The following is a 14860-nucleotide window of genomic DNA, read 5'->3' as shown; positions in this document are numbered from 1 at the left end:
GTGAGCGTATCAGCAGCGTTCCCCGCCCGGAAACGGGCGAGGGCCGGGGAGCCGACGGCGCGCGCCATCGGCTCCCCGGCCTCCCCGGCGGTGCTCACCGGCCGGCGGCCGACCGCCGCCGGCGGGCCAGCGCGTCGATGCTCGCGGCGAGCAGCAGCACCGCCCCGGTGATCAGGAAGTTGAGGTAGGCCTTGGTGCCGAGCAGCCCGAGGCCGTTCTCGATGATGGCGATGACCAGCCCGCCGAACACCGCGTCGCGGGCCTTGCCGCGCCCGCCGAACAGGCTCGTCCCGCCGATGACCGCGGCGCCCACCGCGTACAGCAGGGTGTTCCCGCCGCCCGAGTCGGGGGTGACCGAGTTGAGCCGGGACGCGGCCACGATGCCGCTGATCGCGGCGAACCCGGAGGCGATCATGAAGACCGAGACCCGGATCCGGGTGACGTTGATGCCGGCCCGGCGGGCGGCCTCGGCGTTGCCGCCGACCGCGTAGACGTGCCGGCCGTAGGGGGTGCGGGCCAGCACGAACGTGCAGGCGATGAGCAGGACGCCGACCAGCGGCACGCCCCACGGGATGCCGGCCAGCGTGACGAACGGGCTCGGCGCCCGGTCCAGGCTCAGCAGGTAGGTGCCGGCCAGCAGCACGACGGCGACGGTGGCCGACTGCGCGACCACCAGCTCGATCGGGCGCGCCACCAGCTCGCGGGACCGCTGCCGCCGCCAGCGCGCGAGCTGGACGGCCGCGTAGCCCGCCGCGCAGATCCCGGCGAGCGTCCACCCGGCCCAGACCGGCATGTTCTTGTTGGCCAGCGCCACGATCACGTCGTCGCGGACCGGAACGGTGCCGCCGTCGCCGATCAACCTCAGCGTGAGGCCCTGGAGGCCGAGGAACAGCGCGAGCGTGACGACGAACGACGGTATCCGGACGACCGCGACCAGCCACCCGATGCCGGTGCCGATCACGATCCCGATCGCGACCGCCGTGATCACCGCGACGTACCAGGGCTGGCCGGAGTCGGCGATGAGCTTGGCCATCACCGCCGCGCTGACGCCGCTGGCCACACCGGCGGACAGGTCGATCTCGCCCAGCAGCAGCACGAACACCAGGCCCATCGCCAGGATGGTGATCGGCAGCGCCTGGGTGAACAGGTTGGCGATGTTGCCCTTGCTGAGGAACGTGTCGGGCCGCAGCGCGGTGAACAGCACGACCAGCGAGACCAGGCCCAGGATCGCCGGCAGCGCGCCCAGCTCGCCGGACCGCACCCGGCCCCAGTAGTCCGCGATCGCCGACCGCGCGTCGTGGTCGCGCCGGTCGATGGCGAAGTCCGAGTCCGCCAGGCGCACGGCGGCCTCCTTGCCCTCGGGGATGTCGGTGGACACCTCGGCCCCCTTCAGATGCTCTCGGCGGCGGTCGTCGGCGCGAGGCCGAGATCACCGGAACGGCCGGCGGTGATGAGCTCCACGACCTGGCCGTGGGTGACCTCGGCGCGCCGCACCACCGCGGCGACCCGGCCAAGGTAGAGGGCGGTGATGCGATCGGCCACCTCGAACACGTCGTTCATGTTGTGCGAGATGAGCCCGACCGCGTGCCCGGTGTCGGCGAGCCGCCGGACCAGGTCCAGCACCTGCCTGGTCTGCTGGACGCCGAGTGCGGCGGTGGGCTCGTCCAGGATGACGACCTTGGACTCCCACAGCGCCGCCTTGGCGATCGCGACGGTCTGCCGCTGCCCGCCGGACAGGCTGGCCACCTGCTGCCGGACGGACTTGACGGTGCGGACCGACAGGCGCGCGAGGGTCTGCCGGGCCGCCTCCTCCATCGAGTCCTCGTCGAGCACCAGGCCGTTGCGGCGCTCGCGGCCGAGGAACATGTTCTGCACGATGTCCAGGTTGTCGGCCAGCGCGAGGTCCTGGTACACCACCTCGATGCCGAGTTCGGCGGCGTCGCGCGGCCCGCCGATCTGCACCGGCCGGCCCTCGAACTCGATCGTGCCCGAGTCGGTCGGGTGGATGCCGGCGATGCACTTGATCAGGGTCGACTTGCCCGCGCCGTTGTCGCCGACCAGGGCCATCACCTCGCCCTGGCGCAGGGTGAAGTCGACGTCGTGCAGCACGTGCACGGGCCCGAAGCTCTTGTTGAGCCCGGTCAGGGCGAGGACGGGGTCACCGTTTTCTGCCACGAGTTTCCCTTCCGCGGTACCACCGGCCGGTGGCGGGTCCCGGGCGGGGAACGCCACCGCGGGACGGGACCCGCCACGCGGGCCGGCGAGGGGTCGTCACTTGATGCCGGCGGCCTTGCACTTGGCCGCGTAGGCGCCCTTGCACAGCTCGGAGGACTTCACGAAGCCGTCCTCGACGACCTGCTTGACGTTCTCCTTGTCGATGCCGATGGGGTTGAGCAGCACCGAGGGCACGTCCCGCTTGCCCTGGGGGTCGTTGGTGGTGCCGTTGGTCTCGCCCTTCTCGCCCTTCAGCAGCGCGAGGGCGAGCCTGGCGACGGCGTCGGCCTCCTGCTTGACCGGCTTGTAGACCGTCATGCACTGGGAGCCGTCCAGGATGTTCTGGAGGCCCTGCGCACTGCCGTCCTGGCCGGTGACCGCGACCTTGCCGGCCTCGCCGTTCTTCTTGATGATCGACACCGCGGAGTTGCCGACGGTGTCGTTGGCGGCCAGCACGCCGTCGATCTTCCCGTGCTGCTCGGTCCACATCTGCTCGAAGATCGTCGCGGCCTTGTCCGGCTTCCAGTCCGGCACCGCCTGCTCGGCGACCTTCTTGTAGGAGGTGACCTTGTCCAGGATGTTGTGCGCGCCCTTGGCGAACAGGGTGGCGTTGTTGTCGGTGGGCGCGCCGTTGAGGTAGACGATGTTGGCCGGCTTGTCGCCCAGGCACTTCTGGAGGCCCTTGCCGAGCTCCTCGCCGACCTTCACGTTGTCGAAGGAGACGTAGTAGTCGGCGACGCCGTTCAGGGTCAGCCGGTCGTAGTCGATCGTCTTGACGCCCTGCGTCTGCGCCTTGCGCTGCACCGCGGCGGCCGAGTTGGAGTCGAGCCCGTCCACGATCAGGACCGTGACGCCATTGGTGATCATCTGATCGGCGATCGTCTGGAACCGCTGGGTGGAGCCCTCGGCGTTCTGGATGTCGTACTGGACGCCTGCGGTCTTGAACGACTGCTCCAGGAACGGCCGGTCGAAGCTCTCGTAGCGGACTGAGGAGGTGGTGTCGGGCAGGATCACGCCGATCTTGCCCTTGGCCGAGCCGGACTTCGCATCGTCGCCGTCGCCCCCGCACGCGGCGAGGGTGAGCACGGCCGCGGCCGACACCGCGGTGAGGCTGAGGATCCCCTTGCGCATTTGCCCGGGTCCTTTCTGGGGGGTGTGGCCGCGTCCACGGCCAGGGGGGGGTTCCGCGCCGCGGTGACCAGGATCACGAAGCCGGCGGCGCGAATGTTGTGTCCCGCAACTTATGTCGGAGCCCGGCGGCGCACCAGACCCGCGGCACGGTGAATTTGTTGTTAGCGGTAACAATCGCGTAACGCGCTATCAACCAGGAGGAAACTCCGGGACGGGACCGACATCCCCGCACCGCGCGACGACGGCGGACGCTCCCCGGCCGGCGCGCGCGACGCGGTCATATGTTCGGGGAGCCAACATTCGGAGCCGACCCGACCCGAGGATGGCCTGGGGAGCCGGGGAAGCGGGGGGAAGTGGGGGGAGCAGGGGGAAACCCGGGAGCGGGGCGCGACAGGGCGCGGCAGGGCCGGGCGGGGCACGCGACGTGATCATGCAGGACGTCCCCCGGAGTGCGCCGGGGACCGTGCTGCATGATCACGCCGGTCAGTGGGCGGCGAGGACCAGCGCGACCCGGTCGGCCGCGATGGTGACGTCGTCGGCCGCCGCGATGCGCTCGGCCCACGACCACCAGTACCACCAGCCGTCCGCGCCCTGCTCCGCCAGGATGTTCTCCGTAAGGGCGGACGCGTCCGGGTTCATCACGTGCAAACTGGGCGCCTGGCCGCGGGGCAGGGTGAGGCGCACTTTGAAGCCCCGCCCGGCCAGTTCGTCGCCGAGCTCCTCCAGATATTCGATCCGCGTCTTGGTGGACGCGGCGGTTCCCGTATCGTCAGGCGTCATCTCGTGTCCTATGGATTACGTGTGGCCCGACGAGCACTCAGCCTCCCTTGTCGCAGGGCGTCTTGCAAGCACTTCGAGCAGGTCAGCGGCGGGCTCATCACGCTGTGCCACGGGCCTTCGGGCCGGATCGGCGACGCCCGCGGCACCATTCGGGATATCTTGCGCTCAGTCGACACATAGGGATTTTGGGGGCAGTGATGGCGGCGAGTGCGGGGCCCGATCCGGATCGGCCCGTCGAGTTGACCCGGCCCGATCAGCAGCTCCCCCGCCGGGTCGAGCCTGCCTCACCTCCCCCGACCGACCCGCCCCCACCTGCGGTTTCGCCCCTCCCCGAGGCGATCGACGAGACCGTGCCCGAGGCCATGTCCGTGCCCGAGGTCGAGGCCGAGACCAAAGCCGTGCCCATGCCCGAGGCCGAGACCGAGACCGAGACCGAGACCGAGGTTTCGGTCGGGCCCCCGTCCGAGCCCGCGGCCGAGCCTCCGACCTTGGCCGTGCCCGTGCCCGCGCCGTCCATCCCGGAGAAAGCGGCCGGGCCGCCCGCCGCACCTCCCGCACCGCCCGCGCGCGCGCCGTCCGTCCGGACGGGTGGCGGCGGCTCGACCTGGCATCGCCTCCATCTTCCGATCGGCGCGTTCCTCATCGCCTACGGCGTGACGGTGCTGCTCACCGCCGCGCTCACCTGGGGCGACCGGCGCGCGGAGCTGGAGGACTACTTCAGCTCCGGGGCGGCGGGCCCCGCGCTCATGCTGGTCAAGGCGGCCGAGGCGCTGCTCGTGCTGGCCGCCCTGGCGGCGGTGCTGCGCCGCCGCGACGTGTGGCTGGTGCCGCCGCTCGCCGGCTGGATGGCCGGATTCGCGATGTTCTCCGTACTGGACGTGCTCGGCGGCGATCTCACCCGGCTCCTGGAGCACTGCGCCTACCTCGTGGGGTTCGTCGCCCTGCTGTTCCTGGCGTACGGGCTCAGCGCGAAGGTCCAGGTCGCCCGCGCCGCGCCCGGACCCGGCGGGACGGGGCCGGGCGGCGGGCTGACCCGCACCCAGGAGTTCGCGCTGTCGGCGATCAGCCGCCTGCAACGCGGCGGCGACGCCGCGTCCGCCCCCTCGCCCGCGTCCGCGACGCCGCCGCCGCGGCCCTGAGCCCGCCGGGCGCCGCGCGTCAACGTGGGCGGCGGCACCGGCCCGGCGGCGACCTTGGCAGGTGTTGCTGTTGGTGAACGAGGTGCGCGGTGCGAGCTTGGGCCACATGAGAGCCCGAAATCTGGCGTGGTCGGTGCTGCTGGCCGCGTCCCTGGCGGTACCGGCGTCCGCCGCGACGTCCGCCGCCGCGCAGGCCACGGCCGCCGCCCCCGGCTGCGACCCCACGCAGACCACCCCCGTCTACCGTGGCAAGGTCCCTTCCCCCGAGAAGATCCTCGGTTTCGAACTCGGTGAGCGGCAGGCGACCGCGGCCGAGTCGGACCGCTACCTCGAGGCCGTCGCGGCCACGAGCGAGCGCGTCGTGTCCGGCACGCTCGCCACGACCGCGCAGGGCCGTCCGCTCAAGTACGCGATCGCCGGCCGTCCCGGGCTGCTGACCAAGGCGGGGCTCGCGGGCGTCCGGCGCGACGCCGCGCGGCTCCGCGACCCACGCACCCCCGCGAACCTGGCCCGGCGGATCACCGCGCGCGGCGTGCCGATCCTGTGGATCAGCGGCAACGTGCACGGGAACGAGCCGAGCGGCACCGACGCGGCGCTGAAGGTGCTGCGCGACCTCGGCGACCGCGCCGACTGCGCGGCGGCGAAGGTGCTGGACAACGCGCTCGTCATCGTCCTGCCCACGCAGAACCCGGACGGGCGGCAGGCGCGGACCAGGCAGAACGCCTACGGCTTCGACATGAACCGGGACTGGTTCGCGCGCACCCAGCCCGAGACCGACGGCAAGCTCGCGATGCTGAACCAGTACCCGCCGGCGCTCTACATCGACGCGCACGAGATGGGCGGGACGTCGTTCTTCTTCCCGCCGAACGCCGACCCGATCTACCACGAGACGCCCGAGCAGGCGGTCGGCTGGATCAACGACATGTACGGCGCGCCGATGGCCGCCGAGTTCACACGGCAGGGCATCGACTTCTTCAACCGCGACACCTACGACCTCTTCTACCAGGGGTACGGCGACACGGTCCCGACCAGCGCGTTCCACGCCGCCGGGATGACGTACGAGAAGGGCGGCGACAGCCCGTACCCGGAACGGGTGAAGGAGCAGTACCTCACCCAGTGGGTGTCGCTGTCGTCGGCGGCCCGCAACCGGACGAAGATCCTGACCGAGTGGCGGCAGATGACCGTCGACGCCTACGAGCAGGGCAGGGCGGGACGGCTGGAGCCCAACCAGATCTACAACCCGCCGAACCAGGTCGACCGGCCGGTACCCGACCGGAAGGTCCGGCACTACTTCCTGAGGGACGACGACCCGGCCAAACGCGCCGAGGTCCGGACGGTGGTGCGGCGGCTGCAACGCATGGGCGTGAACGTCGAACGGCTCGTACGGCCGCTGAACGTTCCCGACTACAAGGCGTACGGGCAGGCGGAGGGGAAGGCGACGCTGCCCGCCGGGACGTACTGGATCTCCATGGCGCAGGGGCAGAAGCACTGGATCCAGGCGATGCTGAACGAGGACTCCTACACGCCGTTCCCCTACTTCTATGACGTGACGGCCTGGAGCATGCCGCTGCTGGCGAACGTGTCCGGCGGCTCGTCCGGGGCCGAACTGCGTCCGAGGGCCGCCGGCGTGCCGGCACTGCCGGCCGAACGTGCCGGGCACGGCGGCAAGGCGCCGAAGGTCGGCGTCCTCCAGCTCTCGGCGACCTCGTCCAGCGCCGTCCAGTCGGCCGGCTGGCTGCGGAGCCGCCTCGACCGCGACTGGAGGCTGCCGTTCACGCCCCTGAGCCCGGCCGACGTGGCCGCGGGCAAGCTGGCGGGGGTCCAGGTGCTCCTCACGCCGAACGGGCCCGCGTCGGCGGCCTACGACGCGCTCGGCGACGCCGGGCGCCGGGCGCTCCAGCAGTGGACGCGGGACGGCGGCCGTTACGTCGGCTGGCAGGGCGGCACGCAGCTCGCGGCGCGGCTCGGGCTGACGGCCGCGACGCTCAGCGAGCCCGCCTCCGACATCCCGGGCACGATGTTCCGGGTGAAGGTGGACGGCGGCAGCCCGCTCGCCAAGGGCGTGGGCGGCTCGGCCTGGAACTTCACCTCGTACGACCCGGTGATGCGGGCGTCCAGCGGGGTCGCGGTGTCCTACCCGGCGGCGGACTCGCCCGAGTGGTTCGTGTCCGGTTTCGAGAAGGGCGCGTCCGAACTCGGCGGAACGGCGGCGGTCGTCGACCAGCCTGTCGGGAAGGGCCGCTCGGTGCTGTTCGCGGCCGAGCCCAACTTCCGGGCGTTCAGCGACGGCACCGCCAAGCTGCTCTACAACGCGATCCTCGGCCCGGACCCCGAGCACACCTCGCCGCTGTCGGCGCGGGCACTGGCGGGGGCGGCGGAGCAGGCCACCGGGCTGCCGTCCTACGAGTCGCCGATCCGCGTCTCGGTGCAGGCCGCCGACGCCGCCAGGGCGGCGGCGGTGCTCCGCTCGGCCGGCGCGAAGTGGGCCGAACGGCGCAGTGGCGGGACGGTGCACTACGTCATCGACAACCCGGACGGTCTCCCGGCCGACCAGCACCCGTTCGCGGACCGGCTCCCGTCCCTCATCCGCAAGGCCGGGATCACCCCCGTGGCGGTGACCCTGCCCTGACCCCGCCCGTCCCGTGCCGCCCGTCCCGGACCCGGGAGGGGCGGCACGGGCCGTTCAGCGGACGACCCAGGCGATCGCGGTCATGGTGCCCGGCGGCACCTCGGTGAAGCCGCCGTCGCGGACGGCGATCGTGGCGTGCTCGACACAGCGCCGCCACGGGACGTCCCGGACCAGGTGCACCCGCAGGCCGCCCTCGATCCACGCGTCCAGGTCGGGCCGCGAGGCCTCGCGCAGCAGCAACTGCGCGGCGTGCCCGCACTGCGCCGCCGCCTTGCCGGTGGTGATCGTCACCTCGGGGTTGAGCGCGAGCGCCGCGTACGGCGGCTCGGGCGGCGGGCCGGCCGGGGCGTCGTCGGCGAGGTCGAGCCCGGCGACCTGGAGCTTGGCCAGCTGGGGCGGCACGTCCGCCACCGGACCCGGCACGAACGCGCGCACCTCCGCGCCGTCGTGCTCGACGGTCACGCCGGGGAACGCCTGCGCCTCGGGCCACCGCACGCCCCGGGCGCGCCGCGTCACCTTCCGGATGCGCCGCGCCTCCCACTCCCGGATCGCTGCGCGCCACTGCCCGGGACGCTCCCCGTCCGGTTCGCCCTCGGCGGGCTCGGCCGGCCCGGCGGTCTCCACGGGCTCGGCGGCCTGCGGGGCTTCGGGCTCGGGCCCGGTGGCGCGCGGGTCGGTGAGCAGCCGTGCCACCGCCATCGCCGCCGCCTCGCAGACCGCGCCGTGGCCGGGTGGATCGGCCTTCTCGGCGCGTACCACTAGCTGCATCGCCCAGGGCGGGTCGTCGAGAGGGTCGTAGTCAGGTCGCACGCCTGGAGTATTCCACCCGCAATCTCTGCGCCCGCACGCGACTTTCCCGAGGCGGATGTGGGTAATGCAACTCTTATCGCCCCCCGGACGTCTGACCCGGTGCGCGTGGTCGGCCGTGGGACGGCTCCGCCGGAGGGGGCGGGGGGACGCGGCGCGAGAGGTCGGCTCGGAGGTCGCCGGTGACCAGAGGTGCCTGGAGCAACTCCATCCCCGGGATCGGCACGTTCTTCGTCGGCATCGACGTCGCGCCGGGCCGCTACCGGTGCGACGACGGCAAGGGCGGCTGGTGGGTCCGGTTCACCGGACCCGGCGGCGGCGACCCGGTCGGCTCGTGGCCGCTGCCGGCCGGGCCCGTCGAGATCGAGATCACCGCCACCGACTTCGCGTTCGAGACGCACGTCGGCGCGTACTGGCGGCGGATCGCGCCGGCCCACCCGGCCGGCGCCGCGCCGCGCGCCGAGCTGCGGCCGGTCGCCGACCCGGCGCTGCGGGCCGAGCTCGACACCATCGTCGCGCGGCGCCGCCCGCTGGTGTGGCTGGCGCCGCTGACCGTGCTCGGCCTCGGGCTGCTCGGCTCGCCGCTGCTCGGCTCGCTGTGGCTGCTCGGGCTGGCGATGCTCGCCGTGCTGATCGCACTCGGCACCCCGTCGGTCTCGCTCGACCTGCGGCGGGCCCGCGAGCTCCAGCGCCGCCGCGACCGCTACCTCACCCCCGAGGACTTCGACGGCCCCGCCCGCGAGCTGCTCGGCCGCGCGCAGGCCGCCGTCGACGCCGTGCGCGACTCCGAGGTCAACCGGGAGGGCCTGCTCGACTCGGTCGACAACGCGGTCACGCTACCCCGCCAGGAGTGGGAGATCGCGCAGGTGCTCGCCAAGCAGTCGCGGCTGCGCGGCGAGCAGGAGGAGATCTCCGGTTCCGCCGGACTGCCGGAGGTCGAGGCGGCGCTGCTCCCGCTGCGGGAGAAGCTCGACGCCTCCGTCGCCGCGCTGACCCGCCGGGTGGAGGCCCTCGAACGCTACGCCGAGCGGACCTGTTCGGCCGACGAGGCGCTCCGGGCCCACCGCTACCTGGAGACGATCGCCGAACGGGCGCACGAGTACGACGAGCTGCTCGCCGACACCGTCCGCGACGATCTGGCGCTGCCCGCGATCGAGCGGCTCACCGAGCAGAGCGGCGAGCTCGTCCGCACACTCCGCGCCCGCCTGGCCGAGGCCGCCGAGGCGGGCGGCGCCGTGCTCCCCCCGGCCCCGTCCCCGCCGCCGGACGCCGAGAGTCCCCCGGTCGGCTGATCCCGCGCACGTCAGGCCCCAGCGCGTCATGGCGTCGGCCGGCACGCGTCTCCACGCCGAGCCGCGACCGGCTGAAATACCACGGCATCACCTGGTCCCGGCCCGGCCGGTCCGGGGCGCCGTGAACTCCATCGGCCTCTTCGGGAAACACCTAGGGGACGGACGGTTCGTGGCCACTGGAGGAAGGGTGTCCGGGCCGGCCCCGCTCCCGCTGAGGACGTCGGGCTCGGACCGCGAGACGCCCGAGCGTGAAAGTTATCGAATCGGTTTTGAAATGTAGCCGTTCTGTGTAATATGCCGCCAAACGATCTTGTGGCGGTGTCCTGGATTCGTCCGGGCGCCGCCAGAACGGGGAGCACATGAAGCGCAAGCAGTTGGCCCTCACCCTGGCCTCCGCCGGGGCGATGCTGGTGGGCACGGCCTCCGCCGCGGCGGCGGCCCCCGTCGCCCCCGCGGCCCCCGCGGCCCCCGCGGCCCCCGCCGCCTCCTCGTCAGCGACCGGGGGCGACGCGCACGTGATGATCACGTCGTTCCAGTACAAGAGCAAGCAGACCGGCAAGTGCCTGGACACGAGGAAGGACGCCGGGAACGCGGCCGTCCGGCAGGTCGACTGCCACCCGCGCAAGCACAAGGACATCAGGCACCAGCTCTGGGTCCTCGAGAACGACGGCACCTTCCGCAGCTCCGTCAACGACAAGAACTGCCTGACCGTCTACGGCACCGCCGCCGTTGTCATGCGCAAGTGCGGCGCCGGCAAGACCCAGCAGTGGAAGTGGACCGGCGGCGCCACCGGGAAGCTGAAGAACCCGGCCAAGAACAAGTGCCTGTCCACCTACCCGGGATCGACCTACTTCCGTATCGACCCGTGCGGGACCGGCGGGAACAAGCGCGTCTGGAAGCACGTCTGATCAGCCGCACCTCCATGCCGTAGACCGTGACCGCTCCCAGGGCGGTGGTCCCGGACCTCGCGCTTTCGTGACCTCTCCCGCGCCGGTACATGGAGGCAGACGCACGGCCGGTGTCCAGGGCGCGCCTCAGCTGTCGCGCAAGCGCGGTACCTGGCCGGTGGGGCGAAGCCGGAGGCAAGCCTCACCGGCCAGGTCGCGAAGCGATGTCGCGCTCGCCCGAGCACGGTCGGCGTCCGAGCCGCCAGGCGAGGACGCCGACCGTGATTGAAAGACGAACTAGCCGACCAGGGCGCGGACCTGGGACGGGGAGCTGAACACCTCGGCGCGCATGCCGACCTCGCGGGCGGCGATCACGTTGCGTTCGGAGTCGTCGAAGAACAGCACGTCGGCGGGGGCGACGCCGAGGCGTTCGGCGCAGATCTCGTACGCGCGCGGGTCGGGCTTGGCCACCCCGATCCGGCAGGAGTAGGTCAGCGCGTCGAAGCGGCTCAGCCAGGCGCCGTGCCGGGCCTCGAAACGGGGCAGCAGGTCGGAGATGGTGTTGGACAGCAGGCCGAGGGTGCGGCCCCGGCCGGCCAGTTCGATGACGAGCTCGACCATCCGGTCGTCCACCTCGCACCAGCTCTCCAGGTCGGCCTCGATGAGCGCGGGCACGTCGGCGAAGGCGGCGCCGGCCCGTCCGGCGACGGCCGCCCAGTACGCTGCGCTCTCCTGGCCGGCGTCGTAGGCGGGCCGGCAGGCCCAGTAGGCGTCCCAGAACGGGGCGCCGGAGAGACCGGCGAGCCCCTCGATCCGGGCGATCGCCGCCGGGGTCTGGGTCCGGGCGATGACTCCGTACAGATCGAAAACGATCACATCTGCCATGTCCCCGACCCTACGCAGGCCCGGGGAATGCCGCCGACCAGGCGGCCGAACCTGGAACAAGCGCTTGTTGCACCGCGTAACCTGTTGTCAGCGCGTCGGGTCGAGCAAGCGGTTGGGCGCGCACGGCATAATGAGAGGGTGACGACCACGAGCGCCAATTCAGGACGACCCAGGACCCGCACCGCTGGTGAGGGCGGGGCCCGCCGCCGCGGCAAGGGCTCGCCCGCCCTCGCCTCGGAACGGCGTGAGCACCTGATCAGGCTCGCGGCCGACCTCTTCGCCGAGAAGGGCTTCCAGGCCACGACGGTGCGCAACATCGCCGACGAGGCGGGCATCCTCTCCGGCAGCCTCTACCACCACTTCGACTCCAAGGAGTCGATCGTCGACGAGATCCTCGCGGGCTTCTTCCGCGAGATCATGTCGGCCTACCAGTCGGTCATCGACGAGGGCGAGAACCCGCGCGAGACCATCGCCGGCCTGATCCGCATCGCGTTCGGCACCCTGGAGCCGCACCGCGCCGCGATCACCGTGATGCAGAACGACTGGAACTACCTCAAGGACATGGACCGCTTCGCCTACCTCACCGACTCCGAGGACAAGGTGGAGAAGATGTGGGTCGACACGATCAAGGCGGGCCAGCGCGACGGCCTGTTCCGCGACGACATCGACCCCAAGCTCACCTACCGGATGATCCGCGACACGGTGTGGGTGGCGGTGCGCTGGTTCAAGCCGGGCGGCCGGCTGAACGCGAGCGGCCTCGCCGAGCACTACCTCAAGGTCATGTTCGACGGCATCAACACGCACTGAGCCCTCCGCCGCCGCACGGCCCGTCCGGCACGGGTCGTGCGCCGCGGCGCCGGCGACGGGACGCCGCGCGGTCCGGTGCAGCGTGTGCCCGGACGAGCGGCCGAACGCAGACGCCGTCCGGCCTGGTCAGAACCGTCCCCGCGGGTCTCCCGACACGTCCGGGCCCCGTAACGACGCCCGGCAGTCCATAGTGTCATTAGTCACACTTTACCGATCCGGGGTGACGCTTTGGGCTGTGAGGACGCTGTTACCGAAGAGAACAACGGGGGGAGGGCGACATGACGGCTCAGCGAGACGCCGCCGGTCGTGAGGAACCGACGCCCGAGGCGTTGCGGGCCCGGACGGTGCAGGGGCTTCAGGAGCAGTTCCCGGGGGTGCGCGTCTGGTTCGGGCGGGCCACCGGCTCGTGGTGGGCGCTGGTCCCTTCGCGCGGCGGGCCGCGCCTGGTGGAGGCGCCCACGCCGGAGGGACTGCGCACATCGATCATCGGCGCCCGCTCCGGGTGACCGGCGCCCGTCCGCGGGCGGACGCTCAGGCGGCGGTGAGGATGGCGGCGCTGCCGTAGCTGCCACCGAATCCGGTGCACAGCGCCACGCCCGCCCCGCGCACCTGGTTGGTCCCGGCGCCGCGCAGTTGCCGGACGGCTTCGGCGACGTTGTTGAGCCCGTGCACGTACCCCTCCGACAGCAGCCCGCCGTGCGGGTTGACGGGGAAGCGCCCGTTCCAGGTGATCTCCTGTGCGCGCAGGACGGCGCCGAGGTCCTCGCGCGGCACCAGGCCGAAGTCTTCGAGCTGCCGGGGCACCAGCCACCCGTAGGCGTCGTACAGCAGCGACACGTCGACGTGCTCGGGCTTCATCCCGGCGGCCTCGTACAGCGGGCCGGCCAGGTAGGACGAGAAGAGGCGGGTGACGTCGGCGGCCTTGTCCATGGTGGACGCGCCGGGCCCGCCGCCGCGCACGACGGCGTGGATCCGGGGCGCGTCCGGGACGCGGTCCGCCCTGGTGACGACCAGGGCGCAGGCCCCGTCGGTCTCCTGGCAGCAGTCCATCCGGCGCAGCGGGGAGGCCACCATGGGGCTGGCGAGGTAGGTCGCCATGTCGAGGCGTTCCCGCCGGAGCGCGCGCGGGTTGCGGACGGCGTGCGCGCGCGACTGCGCGACGATCGCGTGGGTGTGCACCTCGTCCAGCCCGGCGTCGTGCAGGTAGCGCTGCCCGGCGAGGGCGAACTGGTGGACGGGCCCGGCCATGCCGTACGGGTGGGTGAACTGCTCCTCGGTCCCCTCCCCCAGCTTGAGTCCGAGGGCGTTCATCCGCTTCCCGGACCGGCCGTTGAGTGCCCGGTAGACCAGCACGTTCTCGGCCAGGCCCGCGTCGACGAGCATCGCGGCGTCGGCGAGGATCGACGCGCTCTGCGTGCCGCCGCCGTAGATCTCGTTGTGCCAGCCGACCTCGGGGAGCCGCAGCTCCCGAGCCAGGTAGAGCACGGGGGCGGAGTCGTTGAGGTGGTAGCTGAGGATCGCGTCCGGGCGGTCGATCCCCGCGTCGGCGAGGGCGGCGCGGGAGGCCTCGGCGGCGAGCTGGAGCTCGGTCCGGCCCGACTCGCGGGTCAGGGCGGTCATCCCGACGCCCGCGACGGCCGCCTTCCCGGAGAAGCCCTGCCGTCCGGAGAAGCCCTGTCTGCCGCCCACGTGGCCCCTCTCCGCCCGTCCCCGGGAATGGTGCCGCCCGCCAAGGATGGGGCGCGATCCATCCTCGGCGGGCGGCGTCTGTGAGGCCGGGCCGGTCCGGCGGTGCCGCCGCCCGGCCGCTGCCGTCGGAGCCGAAACTAACGCGAAAATCTGTCACACACAAGCGCTTGCTCGGTAATCATCCGCCGCCGCTCCCCGCTCGCCGGGCCGCCCTCGTACCGTCCGGCGGGCCGGGAGCGCGACGGCCTGGGACGCCGCGCCTACAAGGCGTACTGGACGGCCGCGCGCTCGGCCACGATCGGCGTGATGCACTCGTCGATGACCGCCCGGTGCGCCGGATGGTCGCGGTAGGCGAGGTACCCGTCGCGATCGGCGAAGTCGGCGACCACCACGAAGTCGTGGTTGCCGGGATTGACGCCCGCGTCGGCGCCGGCGGCGTAGGCCCGGATCTCCGGGATCACGCCGGGCAGGGCGCCGAGCCGGGCCGCGACCTCGTCCTGCTGACCGGTGGTCGTCCCCTCGGACCAGACGAACATCACCACGTGCCGGAATCCGCTCATAGATCAAACTTAGCCCCGGCGGCGGCACCGGGGGGCCGCG

The 14860-nt window shown here is 72.5% G+C and carries 14 protein-coding genes; 6 read left to right on the top strand and 8 right to left on the bottom strand.

The genetic code is table 11. From position 1 onward, the window contains the following. Positions 1-94 precede the first annotated feature (94 nt). From OHA34_RS33765 to OHA34_RS33750, 4 genes are all read right to left on the bottom strand, one after another. Positions 95-1378, bottom strand: coding sequence for a sugar ABC transporter permease (locus tag OHA34_RS33765; protein ID WP_285937263.1), 1284 nt, complete (start codon positions 1376-1378; stop codon positions 95-97). Between the two features lie 11 nt (positions 1379-1389). Beyond that, complete coding sequence (locus OHA34_RS33760) at positions 1390-2175, bottom strand: ATP-binding cassette domain-containing protein (RefSeq protein ID WP_285937264.1); 786 nt, start codon at positions 2173-2175, stop codon at positions 1390-1392. A 96-nt stretch (positions 2176-2271) separates the two neighbouring features. After that, a complete protein-coding gene (locus OHA34_RS33755) occupies positions 2272-3345 on the bottom strand; it encodes a sugar ABC transporter substrate-binding protein (RefSeq protein WP_285937265.1) in 1074 nt (357 codons plus the stop codon). A gap of 483 nt (positions 3346-3828) precedes the next feature. Next, the gene (locus OHA34_RS33750) at positions 3829-4125 is read right to left on the bottom strand and encodes a hypothetical protein (protein ID WP_285937266.1); all 297 of its coding nucleotides are present in this window, start codon (positions 4123-4125) and stop codon (positions 3829-3831) included. A gap of 362 nt (positions 4126-4487) precedes the next feature. On the opposite strand from OHA34_RS33750, the gene OHA34_RS33745 reads away from it, so the two are divergent. Next, positions 4488-5264 (top strand): hypothetical protein, encoded by a 777-nt coding sequence (locus OHA34_RS33745; RefSeq protein WP_329519949.1) that lies wholly within the window; start codon positions 4488-4490, stop codon positions 5262-5264. Between the two features lie 106 nt (positions 5265-5370). Further along, on the top strand, positions 5371-7893 hold the full coding sequence (locus tag OHA34_RS33740; protein ID WP_329519948.1) for a M14 family zinc carboxypeptidase: 2523 nt from the start codon (positions 5371-5373) through the stop codon (positions 7891-7893). Positions 7894-7947: 54 nt separating this feature from the next. Here OHA34_RS33740 and OHA34_RS33735 read toward each other — a convergent pair whose 3' ends face one another. Continuing rightward, a complete protein-coding gene (locus tag OHA34_RS33735) occupies positions 7948-8703 on the bottom strand; it encodes a hypothetical protein (RefSeq protein ID WP_329519947.1) in 756 nt (251 codons plus the stop codon). Between the two features lie 179 nt (positions 8704-8882). On the opposite strand from OHA34_RS33735, the gene OHA34_RS33730 reads away from it, so the two are divergent. Both OHA34_RS33730 and OHA34_RS33725 read left to right on the top strand, forming a co-directional pair. After that, a complete protein-coding gene (locus OHA34_RS33730) occupies positions 8883-9992 on the top strand; it encodes a hypothetical protein (RefSeq protein ID WP_329519946.1) in 1110 nt (369 codons plus the stop codon). Positions 9993-10351: 359 nt separating this feature from the next. Further along, positions 10352-10900: an RICIN domain-containing protein gene (locus OHA34_RS33725; RefSeq protein WP_329519945.1), complete on the top strand. Its 549-nt coding sequence runs from the start codon at positions 10352-10354 to the stop codon at positions 10898-10900. A 276-nt stretch (positions 10901-11176) separates the two neighbouring features. Here OHA34_RS33725 and OHA34_RS33720 read toward each other — a convergent pair whose 3' ends face one another. Continuing rightward, positions 11177-11764 (bottom strand): HAD family hydrolase, encoded by a 588-nt coding sequence (locus OHA34_RS33720; RefSeq protein ID WP_329519944.1) that lies wholly within the window; start codon positions 11762-11764, stop codon positions 11177-11179. Positions 11765-11902: 138 nt separating this feature from the next. Here OHA34_RS33720 and OHA34_RS33715 point away from each other — a divergent pair, with 138 nt between their 5' ends. Beyond that, a complete protein-coding gene (locus tag OHA34_RS33715; protein WP_329519943.1) occupies positions 11903-12571 on the top strand; it encodes a TetR/AcrR family transcriptional regulator in 669 nt (222 codons plus the stop codon). A 278-nt stretch (positions 12572-12849) separates the two neighbouring features. Continuing rightward, complete coding sequence (locus OHA34_RS33710) at positions 12850-13077, top strand: hypothetical protein (protein WP_285937275.1); 228 nt, start codon at positions 12850-12852, stop codon at positions 13075-13077. Between the two features lie 25 nt (positions 13078-13102). Here the strand turns inward: OHA34_RS33710 and OHA34_RS33705 are convergent, their stop codons facing one another. Together OHA34_RS33705 and OHA34_RS33700 are read right to left on the bottom strand one after the other, a co-directional pair. Then, positions 13103-14191: a thiolase C-terminal domain-containing protein gene (locus OHA34_RS33705; protein ID WP_285938581.1), complete on the bottom strand. Its 1089-nt coding sequence runs from the start codon at positions 14189-14191 to the stop codon at positions 13103-13105. A 329-nt stretch (positions 14192-14520) separates the two neighbouring features. After that, the gene (locus tag OHA34_RS33700; RefSeq protein WP_285937276.1) at positions 14521-14820 is read right to left on the bottom strand and encodes a Dabb family protein; all 300 of its coding nucleotides are present in this window, start codon (positions 14818-14820) and stop codon (positions 14521-14523) included. Positions 14821-14860 lie beyond the last annotated feature (40 nt).

The organism is Spirillospora sp. NBC_01491 (assembly GCF_036227065.1).
GTDB classification, from domain to species: Bacteria; Actinomycetota; Actinomycetes; order Streptosporangiales; family Streptosporangiaceae; genus Spirillospora; species Spirillospora xylanilytica.
This window is presented reverse-complemented; position numbering and strand designations above follow the sequence as displayed.